The 14,555-nt window shown below is 50.1% G+C and carries 16 protein-coding genes and 5 tRNA genes; 4 read left to right on the top strand and 17 right to left on the bottom strand.

All coding sequences use genetic code 11. The annotated features are described in order from the left end of the window. From AB7S66_RS07445 to AB7S66_RS07410, 8 genes are all read right to left on the bottom strand, one after another. The coding region (locus AB7S66_RS07445; RefSeq protein WP_428518815.1) for a histidine kinase N-terminal 7TM domain-containing protein at window positions 1–541 on the bottom strand (541 nt) is incomplete at its 3' end. A 206-nt stretch (window positions 542–747) separates the two neighbouring features. Then, window positions 748–819, bottom strand: a tRNA-Gly gene (locus AB7S66_RS07440). 40 nt (window positions 820–859) lie between these two features. Then, a tRNA-Leu gene (locus AB7S66_RS07435) sits at window positions 860–941 on the bottom strand. Window positions 942–979: 38 nt separating this feature from the next. Then, window positions 980–1,052 (bottom strand) — tRNA-Lys (locus tag AB7S66_RS07430). Between the two features lie 30 nt (window positions 1,053–1,082). Further along, window positions 1,083–1,156 (bottom strand) — tRNA-Arg (locus tag AB7S66_RS07425). Window positions 1,157–1,173: 17 nt separating this feature from the next. Further along, window positions 1,174–1,245 (bottom strand) — tRNA-His (locus tag AB7S66_RS07420). 140 nt (window positions 1,246–1,385) lie between these two features. Continuing rightward, complete coding sequence (locus tag AB7S66_RS07415; protein WP_428518814.1) at window positions 1,386–3,647, bottom strand: AAA family ATPase; 2,262 nt, start codon at window positions 3,645–3,647, stop codon at window positions 1,386–1,388. 2 nt (window positions 3,648–3,649) lie between these two features. Then, a complete protein-coding gene (locus tag AB7S66_RS07410; protein ID WP_428518813.1) occupies window positions 3,650–4,345 on the bottom strand; it encodes a hypothetical protein in 696 nt (231 codons plus the stop codon). Between the two features lie 119 nt (window positions 4,346–4,464). On the opposite strand from AB7S66_RS07410, the gene AB7S66_RS07405 reads away from it, so the two are divergent. Continuing rightward, window positions 4,465–5,172, top strand: coding sequence for a Bax inhibitor-1/YccA family protein (locus AB7S66_RS07405; protein ID WP_428518812.1), 708 nt, complete (start codon window positions 4,465–4,467; stop codon window positions 5,170–5,172). A gap of 35 nt (window positions 5,173–5,207) precedes the next feature. On the opposite strand, the gene AB7S66_RS07400 is transcribed toward AB7S66_RS07405, so the two are convergent. From AB7S66_RS07400 to AB7S66_RS07390, 3 genes are read right to left on the bottom strand one after another with little or no spacing between them, the layout of a single operon-like run. Beyond that, window positions 5,208–5,918, bottom strand: a complete 711-nt coding sequence (locus AB7S66_RS07400; RefSeq protein WP_428518811.1) for a PHP domain-containing protein — start codon at window positions 5,916–5,918, stop codon at window positions 5,208–5,210. After that, on the bottom strand, window positions 5,902–6,252 hold the full coding sequence (locus tag AB7S66_RS07395; protein WP_428518810.1) for an iron-sulfur binding hydrogenase: 351 nt from the start codon (window positions 6,250–6,252) through the stop codon (window positions 5,902–5,904). The genes AB7S66_RS07400 and AB7S66_RS07395 overlap by 17 nt, the downstream gene beginning before the upstream one ends. Beyond that, window positions 6,253–7,179: a CBS domain-containing protein gene (locus AB7S66_RS07390; protein ID WP_428518809.1), complete on the bottom strand. Its 927-nt coding sequence runs from the start codon at window positions 7,177–7,179 to the stop codon at window positions 6,253–6,255. It abuts the gene before it with no gap. A gap of 104 nt (window positions 7,180–7,283) precedes the next feature. On the opposite strand from AB7S66_RS07390, the gene AB7S66_RS07385 reads away from it, so the two are divergent. The 3 genes from AB7S66_RS07385 to AB7S66_RS07375 all read left to right on the top strand — a co-directional run bounded on the left by AB7S66_RS07385 (window position 7,284) and on the right by AB7S66_RS07375 (window position 10,987). Beyond that, complete coding sequence (locus tag AB7S66_RS07385) at window positions 7,284–8,018, top strand: pseudouridine synthase (protein WP_428518808.1); 735 nt, start codon at window positions 7,284–7,286, stop codon at window positions 8,016–8,018. Between the two features lie 15 nt (window positions 8,019–8,033). Further along, window positions 8,034–9,143 (top strand): aminopeptidase, encoded by a 1,110-nt coding sequence (locus tag AB7S66_RS07380; RefSeq protein ID WP_428518807.1) that lies wholly within the window; start codon window positions 8,034–8,036, stop codon window positions 9,141–9,143. Between the two features lie 170 nt (window positions 9,144–9,313). Then, window positions 9,314–10,987 (top strand): ammonium transporter, encoded by a 1,674-nt coding sequence (locus tag AB7S66_RS07375; protein WP_428518806.1) that lies wholly within the window; start codon window positions 9,314–9,316, stop codon window positions 10,985–10,987. Window positions 10,988–11,059: 72 nt separating this feature from the next. On the opposite strand, the gene purU is transcribed toward AB7S66_RS07375, so the two are convergent. The 6 genes from purU to AB7S66_RS07345 form a co-directional block, all read right to left on the bottom strand. Then, window positions 11,060–11,932, bottom strand: a complete 873-nt coding sequence (gene purU, locus AB7S66_RS07370; RefSeq protein WP_428518805.1) for a formyltetrahydrofolate deformylase — start codon at window positions 11,930–11,932, stop codon at window positions 11,060–11,062. A gap of 12 nt (window positions 11,933–11,944) precedes the next feature. Then, window positions 11,945–12,154 carry an exodeoxyribonuclease VII small subunit gene (gene xseB, locus AB7S66_RS07365; RefSeq protein ID WP_198892836.1) on the bottom strand — a complete coding sequence of 70 codons (210 nt, stop codon included), beginning with the start codon at window positions 12,152–12,154 and terminating at the stop codon, window positions 11,945–11,947. 2 nt (window positions 12,155–12,156) lie between these two features. Next, window positions 12,157–13,341, bottom strand: coding sequence for an exodeoxyribonuclease VII large subunit (gene xseA, locus AB7S66_RS07360; protein ID WP_428518804.1), 1,185 nt, complete (start codon window positions 13,339–13,341; stop codon window positions 12,157–12,159). Beyond that, the gene (locus AB7S66_RS07355; RefSeq protein WP_428518803.1) at window positions 13,334–13,990 is read right to left on the bottom strand and encodes a hypothetical protein; all 657 of its coding nucleotides are present in this window, start codon (window positions 13,988–13,990) and stop codon (window positions 13,334–13,336) included. The genes xseA and AB7S66_RS07355 overlap by 8 nt, the downstream gene beginning before the upstream one ends. A gap of 67 nt (window positions 13,991–14,057) precedes the next feature. Beyond that, on the bottom strand, window positions 14,058–14,225 hold the full coding sequence (locus AB7S66_RS07350; RefSeq protein WP_428518802.1) for a DUF362 domain-containing protein: 168 nt from the start codon (window positions 14,223–14,225) through the stop codon (window positions 14,058–14,060). Window positions 14,226–14,426: 201 nt separating this feature from the next. Next, on the bottom strand, window positions 14,427–14,546 hold the full coding sequence (locus AB7S66_RS07345; RefSeq protein ID WP_428518816.1) for a 4Fe-4S binding protein: 120 nt from the start codon (window positions 14,544–14,546) through the stop codon (window positions 14,427–14,429). Window positions 14,547–14,555 lie beyond the last annotated feature (9 nt).

Raw genomic sequence — 14,555 nt, 5'->3', positions numbered from 1 at the left:
TGAGTATGGTTAAGAGGATGAGATGGGCTTGTTCCTTGATGACTGCATCCTGGCTTTTCTTGCCCCATGATGCAAGAAGCACCATGCCTAGGATGGTGTAGCTTCCATAGTATATGTAGAATATGATATCCCAGATATTGTGCTCAGCTATATTGACCCAACCAAACTCAGTGTGCCTGAGCTGGTACGGTTCTGCGTTCAGTCCTGAAGGGATGGAGAAGGCAAGAATAGTCAGGAGAGCAGGGGTATACAATACGGCGTAGAACCACCATGGGCGCTTGCCAACTCGCTTGCTGGAAATAAGGATGATGAAATGGAGGAAGATTGCATACACTGAACCCCAGCCAAGGGCTGATACCCTTCGCCAGAGTTCCGCCGTCTCCCGAGTAAGGGCAAGATTTGCAAAGGCCAATCCTGAAGACCAGATGGAAACCGCGGCAACCAGGGCAAAAAAGATCCGGTTGGAGATGATTGTATGGTTGTTTTGGAGCACAAGTATCCCACTTGCCAGTGCCAGTATGGCTACGGAGATGAACAACATTGAGAAAACGATGGTACTAAACACTTGAACGTTACCTTGCCTCTTTGGACCTAGCGTATACCTTCTTTTTAGAAAAGAGAAAATGTTTCGATCAAAATATTATTAGTTATATCTTTTATGTATAATATAATACAAATCAGTCTACTATCAAAGCAACATCACATAGGAGCAAAAAAAACAGCCAGAAATTTTCTGACTGCTTTAAGAGCGAAAGACGGGACTTGAACCCGCGACATCCACCTTGGCAAGGTGGAGCTCTACCACTGAGCTACTTTCGCAAAAATCGTTTTGTCAGACAGTCCAACTTGGATTGTCCTTTGCGAGAGAGGGGACTTGAACCCCTACACCGTAAGGTACCAGATCCTAAGTCTGGCGTGTCTGCCAATTTCACCACTCTCGCGGTGCATGTCTTGCCCCTTAGCGAGGTTCGCCATGTATTGAGCCGCAAAGGGATCGAACCTTTGACCCGCAGATTAAGAGTCTGCTGCTCTACCAGCTGAGCTAGCGGCCCATGACAATAAAATTTCAAAAACCAAACCTCTGCGCCCGGAAGGATTCGAACCTTCGACCTACGGATTCGAAGTCCGGCGCTCTATCCAGCTGAGCTACGAGCGCGCTAACGACCCGGTTAGGGTGGAAGACGGGGCTCGAACCCGCAACAGCCAGATCCACAATCTGGTGCTCTACCATTGAACTACTTCCACCATGGTAGCTGAAGCAGTGGTTTACATCACCAGTGCGTTTCAACGTTGCATACTATGACCTAAACGCTTTTCTTTGTCAACAACCCCCTGCCAAATTTTCTAAAAAATTGAGTTGCTTGGAGCAAGTGCTTCTTAGGTAATCAGTTGCTTCCATGCACTTTCTCGTGTACGTCTCTCCACTGCTTTGCATTACTGCTATGGGATTCATTGGTAATTGCTCCCTCTCGGTAGGCATGTATGATCGCAAGGTGGTGTTTCCATTCGAGTGGGCGGTTTGCCAGCTGTCCAATCAATGCAGCTTTCATGGTTTCCTCATCAACCTTTATTCCCATGGTCTTCCATGCCGGGAGATAGGACGAGGCAAGATACCGTTCGATGTCCTGTTGTTCCATCATCCTATGCTCAAATAAGTTGAGGGAGTGAATATCAACAACAAAACCTCGCTCGCTGAAGAGCTTTTCCAAGTCACGCTCATCCCAGTTGGTAAGCGGGTTTTCTGGGTCTCCGTAGAGATGGGTCTCCGCCTTCTCAAGCAATAGCCGCTCATCCCCCTTGATGAAGTGAGAGAGTCTTGAGCCTGAAACAGGTACGCTTTCAGCAAAGTGCAGTGAACCATTCTCAGCCAAACGGGATACAAGACTGCCAAGCAGTGGTTCTGATAACTTTGCCCTGCTGAGCAGGTTTCTTCCCAAGATAACCTCAAACTGCAATCCATGTTCAAGATGGGAAAGCAGTGTTTCCAGCGGTTCTGCATATACATGCGGGCGCTCCACTGAGGAGAGTGATCCAGCATAGTGGTTGATGTGCTCAGCTTGGTCCTTGTTTCGTACCTGGGCCACCACCAATCCTTCTGGCGTTGATCGATACGCCTCCCAAAGCAACATCCCATGGCCAGCATTGCACACCAACACCCGGTCACTCCGTCTGAGCTGGACACCACGGAAAAGACGCTCGCGAATCTCCTTGAGCAATGTACCCCGTTCACTGATGGTACGGTTAACCCATCTCTGTCTGCTCTTGTCTCCCGGAGAGTAGGATAGATTCTCGACAAAGGCATCGCTTTGTGCACTTTCGAGCTGCTCTTCCCTATGTCTCTGCACCTTCTCCTTGATGCTCTTCTCATAGCCTTGGTCACTGGGTTCGTAATAGACCTTTCCTTGCAGGGAGGAGGGGAGGTATTGCTGGGCAACCCAGTGGTCCTGATAGGCATGGGGGTAGAGGTACCCTTCCCCATGGCCGAACCCGTTTGCATCGCGGTTTCCGTCACGAAGATGGTTCGGCACCTCATCCTGGGCTTGCTGCTCAACACCCTTGAGTGCATCAAAAAAAGCCAGGGTAGAGTTGCTTTTCTCCGCTGTTGCAAGATAGAGGGCTGCGTGGGTAAGATGGAAGCGGCCTTCGGGTAATCCAATACGCTCAAAGGCTTGAGCGTCAGCCTGAACCACAACGATTGCCGATGGGTCGGCCAATCCAACATCCTCGCAGGCACTGATAAGCATTCTTCTGAAAATGAACTTCGGGTCTTCCCCGGCGCTCACCATCCTGGCAAGCCAATAGAGTGTGGCATCGGGGTCACTGCCACGGATACTCTTGATGAAGGCACTGATGACATCGAAGTGGTAATCACCTTCCTTGTCATACAGCACTGCCTTCTTCTGTATCGATTGTTCTGCAGAATCCTTGGAAATATAGATCTCTGTTCCTGGAGGCGGGGGGAACCTATCAGTTGATGTCTCTACTGCAAGTTGCAAGGCATTGAGCAGGCTCCTTGCATCTCCGTTTGCAATCTCTACCAAGTGCTCCAAGGCCCCTTCCTCAAACTGCACCGGATACTCCCCATATCCCCGCTCCTTATCCCCCAGTGCTTGCGCTGCGATGGCAAAGAGATCTTCACTGGTAAGGCTCTTCAACTGAAAAATGCGCGACCTGCTCACCAAGGCAGCATTTACCTCGAAATAAGGGTTCTCTGTAGTGGCTCCAATAAGGATAACCGTCCCATTTTCCACCCAAGGTAGCAGTGCATCCTGCTGGCTCTTGTTCCACCGATGTACCTCATCGACAAAGAGAATCGTACCCTGGCTGTATAACTCCAAGCGTTGGCGGGCTTGCTCAATTTCATAGCGGAGCTCCTTGACGCCACTGAGTACTGCGTTAAGTGTAGAGAAGTGTCGTTTTGTGGTGTTTGCAATGACTCTTGCAAGGGTGGTTTTCCCCGTTCCCGGTGGCCCATAGAAGATAACAGAAGAGAGCTGGTCTGCCTGTATTGCACGCCTGAGCAGTCGTCCTTTGCCGATGATGGCGTCCTGGCCGATGTACTCATCCAGGTTCCGTGGCCGCATCCGATAGGCCAGTGGCTGGTTTTTCCGCTCTTCAGCTTCGTTTGTTGCAGCAAATAGGCTCATAACTATGCATCCTGCCAAAAGAGTTCAAGGAAGGACCCGCTACCTCGGGGAACCGGGGTTGTTCTCAGGATCTCTTCCTGTCTTCCAAGTTCTTCAAAATAGGTCTCCAGGAACAGCGTTGAGAGGTGGTCAAATGGGTTGCCATTGACCTCGACGAGCACTTCTTCTCCCCAAAGGCTGGTACCTTTCTGCCAAATACCGTACCGATCGAGGATTAGGTTCCATGTTTCTTCGCTTGCAACCAGGGCATCATCGAGTCTTTCCAGTACTTCTTCCCTGATGACATCCCCCCTCTGCTTGGCCAGCTCTTTTGTAGCGCTTTGGTTCCCTTGCTGCAAGGCTGCCTCTGGGTTTTCCCAAACCACTTCGTTGCTGTTATCTGTCACGAGAATCGTTGTCTGGACCAGTACGCTGCGAAATGCCTGCTGGACCTGGGCCTGCCACCGGTCCAGGTGATCAAGAAAGAGAGGGATTTCTTCCATCTCTGCAAAATGAGCGGCATTCTGGGGAAGAAGTTCTTGCAACCCCATTCCAGAGAAAAGGTTGGCATCCACTGCCTGGCTTGCCAGCTTGGTTACTTCCCTTAGGGCATTCTCAGCCTCAACGGCACTGACACGTTCATCACGGCTTATGGAAGTGCAACCCATGAGCAGAACAATGATGATACAAATGAGGGATAAAAGAGGCTTGTTTGTCATAGGCTTTACTATACCATACAGGAAATGGACTTGCATAGCGGGCTGAATGCAAGTATATGCTTGACCTTTTCTTCCAAATTGATGAAATTATGGTAAGATAGATCAGGAGGCTTACAACAATGACAGAACAAAAGAGTTCAATACTTCAGAATGTACAAGTCCGTGAACGGACGATATTAAAAAACGTATACCTTTGGATGACCGCAGGGCTTGGCTTGACGGCCTTGGTCTCATACTTTGTAGCAAGTAATCCTGCACTTCTCCAGGCACTTGTCGGGAACATGATGGGATTTTTCCTGCTCGTGATCGGACAATTTGCACTGGTGTTCTACCTTACGGCACGCCTTGATAGGATGAGTCAAGCAAGTGCAATCGGTGCCTTCATTGCGTATTCTGCACTCAACGGCATAATGCTGAGTACCATCTTTATCGTGTATACAGGGGCTGTCATCTACAAGAGCTTCCTCACCGCGGCACTCATGTTTGCCGGTATGAGCCTCTACGCCATGACAACAAAGCGCGATCTCAACAGGATCGGCTCGTACCTGGTCATGGGCATGTGGGGATTGATTGGAACAATGGTGATTAATATGTTCCTTGGCTCTAGCGGCCTCGATTACTTGATCAGCTTTGCAGGTGTGGCCATCTTTCTTGGCCTCACTGCGTGGGATACCCAGAAGATTGTACGTTGGAACCAGAGCTATGGAACCGATATCGATGAGGAGACCTTCACCAAGTTGAGCATAATCGGAGCACTTTCTCTCTATCTCGATTTCCTCAACATTTTCCTTTACCTCTTACGGATCTTCGGTCGTTCAGACCGCTAGCAGCAATAAGCCGGCTGAAGCTGAAACCAGTGTGCCTAGGAACGGTATTCCACCAGGTTTCGCTTGGCCAGCGCCTCTTTCAATGACTCGTAGGAGCAATCTTGCATCTCCAGTGAGCAAGTTCTTCTCCCTACCTGTTCAAGGCTATGTGCATCGGAGCCGGTAAGCACCACCAGACCGTGGGTATCGGCATGCACGGGAGGGTGCATCGCCTCCAAAGCGCTGTAGGGAAGGTCCGGAAGAAAGCCCAGATTGGCCAATGCACTGTTTGCAAACCGGTCAATATGTGCTGGAATGACCAATGCGTCCCGGCTTAGGGCCTCCTCCACCACATCGGAGAAAGAGAGCGATGTTGCAGCAGCCAGCATCGCATCCACTTCCTCCTGTACCTTGCCTTCAAGATTCACCACCAGCTGATTACCGAACAATCTCCTGTCATTCTTGATGGGTGGCAGGAGAAACTCAACAAATGTTCCAAAGTCCAGGGCATCCTCCAACCTTGGGAAAAGCGTAAGTACATGTACCTCTTCCCTGGTTGTCACTTCCATACCAAAGAGGGGGAGAATACAGCAAAGCTCACACGCCTCAGCGAAAGATGGAAGATTCCTTGCACTGTTGTGGTCGGTCAGGGCAAGGATCTCGATACCCTGTTCCATGGCCTCGACGGCAAGGAGTGAAGGGGTAAGATCGTCATCCGCACAAGGGGATAGGCAGCTGTGGTTGTGAAGGTCAAGGGGTACCAGCATCAAGTCTTCCCAAAGCCTTTGCAATCTTGCAGCTGGCTCCAAACTGGGTATCCTTGGTGGTAAAGATGGAGATACCCTCTTCCTTTGCAGCTTCCAGCATATCAGGAGGAACACTGCGGTTGTTGCAGATGACCAGCGCGCGGATCCCAGCCAGTGACGCGACAGCTACAGTATTCTTGTGAGCCTGAATGGTGACAAGAACACTCCCGGAGGGAGCATTCCCCATTACATCACTGAGTAGGTCCCCACAATAGGCATCAGTAATCTCTAAGTTCTCCAATTCGCAATGTTCTGTTTTGAAGCCTTCCAAGGCTGCAAGGTCTTGTACATGCATCTATGTTTCCTCCTGATTTGGGTGCAATGCAATAACACAGACAACAGTCGTGCCATTGAGCGTGCTCTCAATGGTAAAATCGTCTGCCACTGATTTGACATTGGGCAACCCCATCCCGGCGCCAAAGCCGAGGGAGCGTATCCATTCACTGGCGGTACTCCATCCCGCCGTCATTGCAGATTCCACGTCGCTGATACCCGGCCCACTGTCACGTGCAGTGATCTGGATGGTTTGTGGGGAGTACTCAGCGATCAACTCACCACCATCGGAGTGTACGACAAGATTCATCTCAAGCTCATAGCTTGCGATGGCAGCGCGGCGGATGACATGAGGGGCGATACCTGCACTCTTGAGTCGTTTCTTTATCTCGGTGCTGGCATACCCTGCATTCTCAAAATCATGCTTGAGAATGGAGTAGGTATGGATTTCCCCGCTCATTTCCTCACTGAGGCCGGTGGTGCGGGTTCTTTTTTCAAGGTCCTCAATCTCCCTGTTGATCTCCACCAACAGGGTGCTGGTGATATCCCGGCTGGTGATCATCCCAACCAGTTCCTTATGTTTGTTCAATACCGGGAATCGATGGTAACTGAAACGGTCAAAGTAGCTGATCGCAAAAGAGATAGGCATATCATCCTCAAGGACGATAAGGTTGCGTGTCATATGGTCCTGGGCTTTTTCGTCGATATACCCCTTGTCGAGTGCCTGGATGATATCATCCATGCTTACAATACCGATAAGACGCTTTCCGAGTACGATTGGTAGTCCTGTGACCTGCCTCTCCCTCATGATGTACTGTATTTCGCGTAGTGGTGTGTCCTTGGTAGCGGTGACCAGATCCGTCGTCATGACATCCTTGATCTTCAGTTTGTAGATCAACTCCAGGATGACGTTTGGCGAATTATAGGTATTGATAGGTATTTCTTGCATAGGCAGAGTATACAACAGCTTTCTTCCAGTGCAAAGCAACGCTGTTCCTCTCTTTTCGGTTTTTCAGGTGCCAAACGTCTGGATATTTGCTATATTGGAGGGGTATGAATGATACTATGCAATTGGAACTTGTCTATGAGGACCACGATATTCTGGTGGTGAACAAACAGGCAAACCTGCCCACTGTACCGTTGAAGACAGACCCGAAAGACAAGCTTACATTGCTTGGCTTGGTGTCTTTGTCTTTTCCTGAGGTGTTGGCTGTCGGGGGCATCAACTCATGGGAGGGTGGTGTTTTGCACCGCCTGGATACCGCGACCAGTGGCTTGGTTGTCATTGCACGTACAAAAGAAGCCTATGCTTCCCTGCAGGCTATCCAGAAAGCGGATCTCTTCTTCAAGGAGTATCATGCGCTTTCCCATGTATACCAAGACACCACACAAGCTGGTTTTCCCCCCTATCCCTATGAAGATCCCTTCATGTATAAAGGCCGGGAAATCTCCATCGGAAGTCTCTTCAGGCGGTATGGAGAAAATCGTAAGGAAGTTCGCCCTGTACTCGCTGATAGTCCCCGTCATCTACTCGAAAAGACAACCGGTACATGGTATCTCACCAAGGTATGGTACAGTGGGACTGAGGGTGATTCCCAGAAGTTTACGTGCCGACTGAGCTCGGGGTTTCGTCACCAGGTCAGGGCCCATCTGGCTTGGAGTGGGTGGCCTATCGATGGCGATACGGTATACAAAGGGGCAGAGGCAGAGCATTTGGCTCTCAAGGCCGTGGCTGTGGAATTTCCCCACCCGGTAACAGCCCAACCAATGGAAATAAGAATTCAATAGTGAAGGAGTCATAAAATGGCAGATCCCAGAGAAGAGAAGCTTGCAAAGCTTCTGGTGGAGTATTCAGTAAAACTACAGAAGGGAGAATCCTGCTTGATCAATGCAGTGGATGTACCCACAAGCATGAGTGAGGCCTTGATCAAGGCGGTCTATGATGCAGGCGGATATCCCGTAGTCAACATCTGGAACCAGAGAATTGAGCGTGCGATGGTGGAAAATGCGTGCAAGGAGTCCTTGGAGGTCTGGGCTGATGTAGATACCTATCGGATGAAGCAGATGGATGCGTTCATCGGCATCAGGGGTATTGCCAATGTCCGGGAGCTTGCAACCATACCTGGCCAGTCCAATCTGGCAAGTACGTACTACAATATCCCTGTTCATATGAAGACCCGTCTTCCCTACACAAAGTGGGTAGTGCTCCGCTACCCCACCGAAATCATGGCAATGCAGGGTGGCATGGGAACAAGGGAGTTCGAGGATTTCTTCTACAAGGTCTGCACTGAAGTCGATTATGAGGCCATGGCAAAGGCGATGGCGGAAGCAAAACCCTTTTTGGATACCGTTGACCAGGTGCGTATCAAAGCGCCGGGAACCGATTTGCGGTTCTCTGTGAAGGGAATGGGTTGGATACCCTGTGCAGGGGAGATGAATATCCCGGATGGGGAAATTTACTCCTGTCCGATCAAGGACTCCGTGAATGGAACCATTGCATATAATACGGCAAGCACCTATCACGGGCATCAGTTCAAGGATGTACGTTTTACCTTCAAGGATGGGAAGATCGTCGAGGCACACAGTGATGATGATGCCTTGATCAATGAAATTCTTGACATCGATGAAGGGGCTCGTTACATCGGGGAGTTTGCCCTCGGATGCAATCCAGGCATCCTGAACCCCATGGATAATATCCTCTTTGACGAGAAAATCTATGGATCAATCCACTTTACCCCAGGTAATGCCTATGAAGATTGCGATAATGGAAACAAGTCAGCAGTCCACTGGGATTTGGTACAGATCCAGAGAGGTGAGTATGGTGGTGGAGAGATGTACTTCGATGGGGAGCTGGTCCGGAAGGACGGGGTTTTTATCCACCCGAAACTGACCTGCCTGAATCTTTCCCTCTAGGAGTGCTTGACAGTCCTGGGGATAATTCGTTATAAAGGGGTCAAACGTCAAGGGCGATGTGGAGTAATCTGCATCGCCCTTTCTTCGTTCTGCTGTCCGTTGGGCAGGCGTACAAGGGTGTACGGTGGATTTCCATCATGCACCCTTTCGGCATTTTTAGGGGGTAGCGTATGTTCGTATCAGTAGACACCTTGTGGGTGTTGTTGGGCTCTGTGTTGGTGTTTTTCATGCAGGCCGGATTTGCCATGGTTGAGACTGGTTTCACCAGGGCGAAAAATGCAGGAAACATCATCATGAAGAACCTGATGGACTTCAGCCTGGGAAGTGCGGTTTTCTGGATTCTGGGATTCTCATTGATGTTTGGGGGAAGCAATCCCTTCATAGGGTCCCTTGATCTGTTTGTCCGTGGCTCGTACGACACAAACATCCCTACCTCTGCTTTCCTGATCTTCCAGACAGTATTCTGTGCAACAGCGGCCACCATTGTAAGTGGTGCAATGGCAGAGCGAACCAAGTTTTCCTCCTACTGCCTGTATTCCATAGTAATCAGTGCAGTGATCTATCCCATCAGCGGACACTGGATCTGGGGAGGTGGCTGGTTGTCGACCTTGGGTTTCCACGATTTCGCAGGCTCCACGGCTGTGCATATGGTTGGAGGGGTCGCCGCCTTTTGGGGAGCAAAGATCATCGGGGCAAGGATTGACAAGTACGATGAGAAGGGTAATGCAAAGGCAATCCCAGGACATAGCCTGACCCTTGGTGCACTCGGGGTGTTCATCCTCTGGTTCTGTTGGTTCGGCTTCAATGGTGGCTCTTCCCTTTCCCTGACAGGTGATGAGGCAATTGTCTCCACATCTACCATCATGGTAACCACGAACCTCGCTGCAGCTTTTGCGGCAACGGCGACCATGCTCCTTACCTGGGTTCGGTACAAGAAACCGGATGTTTCCATGACACTCAACGGAGCCCTAGCTGGTTTGGTTGGCATTACCGCAGGTTGTGATGCAGTCTCTCCTGTAGGTGCTGCACTGATTGGTATCATCAGTGGTATTGTGGTTGTGTTCTCTGTCGAATTCTTTGAGAAGGTGGTACACATTGATGATCCAGTTGGAGCCATCTCTGTACATGGGGTCTGTGGTGCACTGGGCACAATCCTTACAGGGTTGTTCGCGCTCGATGGTGGACTCTTCTATGGTGGAGGCATTGGCCTACTGGGTATCCAGAGCTTTGGTGTTCTCTCGGTAATGTTGTGGGTTTCCTTGTCCATGGGCCTTTTGTTCTTCCTGATCAAGAAGACGGTGGGATTGCGTGTAAGCAGGGAAGAGGAGATTGCAGGCCTGGACCTTGAGGAACATGGTCTAGCCTCCTGCTATGCTGACTTCATGCCGATTGTTGCCGGATTCAAAGCAACAGCGTCGATCGATGAGGCAGTCACAGTGGTGAACAAAGTGCCACCTGCTTCTCCACCCTCACGTGATGCAGAGATGTACAAGGTGGTCATTGTCAGTCGCCAGAGTAAGTTCAACGATCTCAAGGAGGCCTTGAATGATATCGGGGTCATGGGAATGACGCTGACCCAGGTGATGGGCTGTGGAATGCAGAAAGGCCAGAAGGAGTACTACCGTGGGGTGCCTGTATCACCGACATTGCTTCCCAAGATGCAGGTTGAGACGGTGGTAAGCAAGGTCCCGGTACGGACGGTGATCGAGACGGCAAAGAAAGCCCTGTATACCGGCCATGTCGGGGATGGCAAGATCTTCGTGTACACGGTTGACAATGTTGTCAAGGTACGTACCGGGGAGGAAGGGTACGATGCACTGCAGGATGAAGTGGTTCCTGAATAACGATAGCTCCTGCAAGTAAAGAAACGCACCATTATTTGGTGCGTTTCTCCTTCTGGTATATAGTAAAATTTCCTATTGCCCCGAGCTAAAGACAATCGTTCGGTTCTTGAAAATGATGATCCGGCTTTCCAGATGTGCTTGCACCCCTTTTGCGAGGACCCTTCGCTCCACATCCTTTCCGACATCCCTGAGACCGGCTGGCCCAAGCTCATGGTTTACCCTCACCACATCCTGTTCGATGATTGGGCCTTGGTCCAGATCCTTGCTGGCATAGTGTGCAGTCGCCCCGATCATTTTCACTCCCCGCTCATATGCCCTGCGATAGGGGTTTGCCCCCTGGAATGCCGGAAGGAAGCCATGATGGATGTTGATGATCTTTCCTTGCCATTCATCAATAAAGTCAGAAGAGAGAATCTGCATATAACGTGCAAGTACGACTACATCGACATCAAAACGCTTGAGCAATGTACGTACCTTCATCTCTTGCTCTACCTTGGTCTCTGGGGTGACCGGGAGATAGTAGAAAGGGATCCTGAACTGATTGGCAATGATCTCCAGGTCGGGGTGATTGCTGATGATCAAGGGAATATCACACTGGAGATCCCCTTCATCCTTCCTTGCGATAAGATCGTAGAGACAGTGGCTGGCCTTGCTTACCAGGATGGCCATTCTGTATCGGTAGTCGCTGTAGTGACACTCCCATGAGAGGTTGTACTCTTCGGCGAAGAGTGAGAAATCCTCTTCCAATTGCGTGCGGGTGGTTTTCAGGTCAGCCATATCCAGTTCGATGCGCATGAAATAGCGCCCCTCAGTGTTGTCGGTATGTTGCTGACAATGCAGGATGTTGTAGGAACGCTGATAGAACCAAGTTGAAGTTGCGCTGAGTATGCCCTTACGATCCTCACACTGGATGAGGAAAATGATTTTCTTCTGTTTGCTTGCCATATATGTCTGCCTTTATTCGAGTACTGTTGTTTCTGCTTCCGTAAGGTCCTCAGAGAGAATGACCTCTACTTTGCGTTTGGCCTCAGAGAGTGTTTTCTCCAGTGCCTTGGATAGGCGCATGCCTTCCTCGAACAAGGAAAGACTCTCCTCAAGAGAAGTCTCCATCTGGTTGAGTTTCTGAGCTATCTCCTCGATTCTTTTGACATCCGATTCAAAACTCATGGTTACTCCTTTATCTGTGCCGTTCGCTTGCCATCAACGAATGTCAGACGCACGATTTCCCCGATTGCGGCCTGTTCCTTGCTCTTGATGAGCGTTCCACTCTCGCTTTGGACCGCTGCATAGCCTCGCGCTAGTATAGCAAGGGGAGAAAGGGCTTGCAACTCTCTCGTCGCTGATTCATATCTAGCTTGGTTTTCCCGTACTTTTTGCTGGACGGCATTGATGAGATTCTGGCTGGCGTTGGCCAGCAGGTACTCCCTGTTGTCTATGATCGCATGAATCTGTCGCGCATCAAACCTGCCCAGTTGGTGGGTGGCAAGGGTAAGGCGATACTGCATGGCTTTCTGCATCTCTGCCTGCAGCGATTTCAGGTTCTGCCACAGATCGAGATAGCCCTGGCTTACCAGCTCGGCTGCAGCAGAAGGGGTAGGGGCTCTCAGGTCTGCAACATAGTCAGAGAGCGCCCAGTCTATCTCATGCCCTACTGCACTGATGATGGGTATCTCTGATTCATGCATTGCCTCAAGGACCACTTCCTCGCTGAAGGGAAGCAGATCTTCCAGGGAACCACCTCCCCGTCCAACGATCAAGACATCACAGAGCAGCAGGCTGTTTGCCTGCCTGATGCGATTGGCGATGGAAGCAGCGCTGCTCTCTCCCTGTACAATTGCAGGAAGAACCAATACGTCCAATGATGGGGAGCGACGGTTCAGTACCTTGAGGATGTCCTGCAGGGCTGCCCCTGTTGCACTGGTTACCACGCCAACGCGATGGGGCTGGCGGGGGATGGGCTTTTTCAATGATTCATCGAAGTACCCCTTGCTGGCATACAGTCTCTTGCGTGCCTCTAGCAGGGCAAGGATCTCACCCTGTCCTGCCTTCTCCATGCTTTCACACTTGATCTGGTAGGTCCCTCTTGCCCCATATACATCCAGATTGCCGGTTACCGTGACCTTGTCACCTTCAGATGGGGTAAAATCGACTTTCCAGGTACTTCCCTTGAACATCACTGCGCTGATCTGGGAGTTTGCATCCTTGAGGGTGAAGAACCAGTGACCGGTTGAGGAAGGACGGAAGTTGGAAATTTCCCCGGTGACCTTCAATCCGTAGAAACCTTCCTCGAGTGTGCGCTTGATCAGACTTGTCAGCTCACTGACTGTTAAATCAGTGTGAAACAGTTCATGCATGCCCTGCTTCCTTTTTCCTGGACAGCATATGCATTTGGTTGAGAATGCCAAGGAAGGCAAAAATTGCCCAGAGAGCGAAGAAGAGCCAGAACTGAAGGTACCAGAAACGGGAAAGCAACCAGGCTACGATCAGGGAACCAGCGATGGCGCTTTCCAGTGCCATGTAGGATTCAAACCGTGTAATGCTAAGTGAGAGGATGGCGACCAATGCCACAGACGTCACGATAAAACTTGGGGTGAGGGGGAGGAAGCTCAAGAGCAGGAAGAAAATAATAAGGCTCATGGAAACGGCGGTAAAGAGGGCTACAACCAGCTCAACAATCTTCTGTCTCTTTCTCGCAAGGAGGAACAGGACCAGACCACCGGATGCAAAGGAGACCAGGTAGAGTAGGACACCACGATAATCAGAAGGATTGAAAAGGACGTTCCAGAGCGCTTTAAGGGGGGTGGGATCCTGCAGGACCTGCATGAAGGACTCCCGTTCATAGCTCATCAAGGCAATGAAGAGAAAAACAATCGATCCTGAGACGACACTGCGAAGCCTTACAAGCAAGCTCTTGGTCTTATATCCATAAAAACAGAGAAAGAAGCCTACAAGGAGGCCGATGAGCATTACAGGGGCACCAATGGTCGTTGTTTCACTTTGCATGCATGTTCCTTCTCACGTAAAAAAAAGAGACAGCAACATACGCTGTCTCTCAGCCTAAGTTGTTGCCCTACTCCTGAATGATTGCACCGGTAGGACATACATCAGCGCAAGTACCGCAATCGATGCATGCCTCTGCATCAATTACATAGATGTCGCCTTCAGAAATCGCACCGGTAGGACATTCCGGCAGACACGTTCCACATGCAATACATGCATCTGTGATTTTATAAGCCATGATAGTGACTCCTTACTTATTTTCGTTGTTTCTGACTATATACCTCCTTGGTATTCAAGTCAAGGAATATGAGATATCTGTACTGATAGTGATGCTTACTCAACGATATATTACTATGAGTTATAAGTTAAAAAATCCTAACAAATTTTTAGCAAAGTTGTATGAAAAAATACTCCCAACCTAATGGCGGAGGTATGTACATTATTCCTTCATCCAGGAGATGGCCTTGTCCTGAAGCGTACCAATCGGGCAGATGGCACACCATAGGCGAGGACGGTAGATGAGGGCCAGGATGCTGGCAAGAATCGTTGTGCTGAGCATCATGGAATA

Source organism: Sphaerochaeta sp. (genome assembly GCF_050178175.1).
Taxonomy (GTDB): domain Bacteria; phylum Spirochaetota; class Spirochaetia; order Sphaerochaetales; family Sphaerochaetaceae; genus Sphaerochaeta.
Note: the sequence above shows the minus strand (reverse complement) of the source record. Positions and strands in the feature narration are given on the sequence as shown.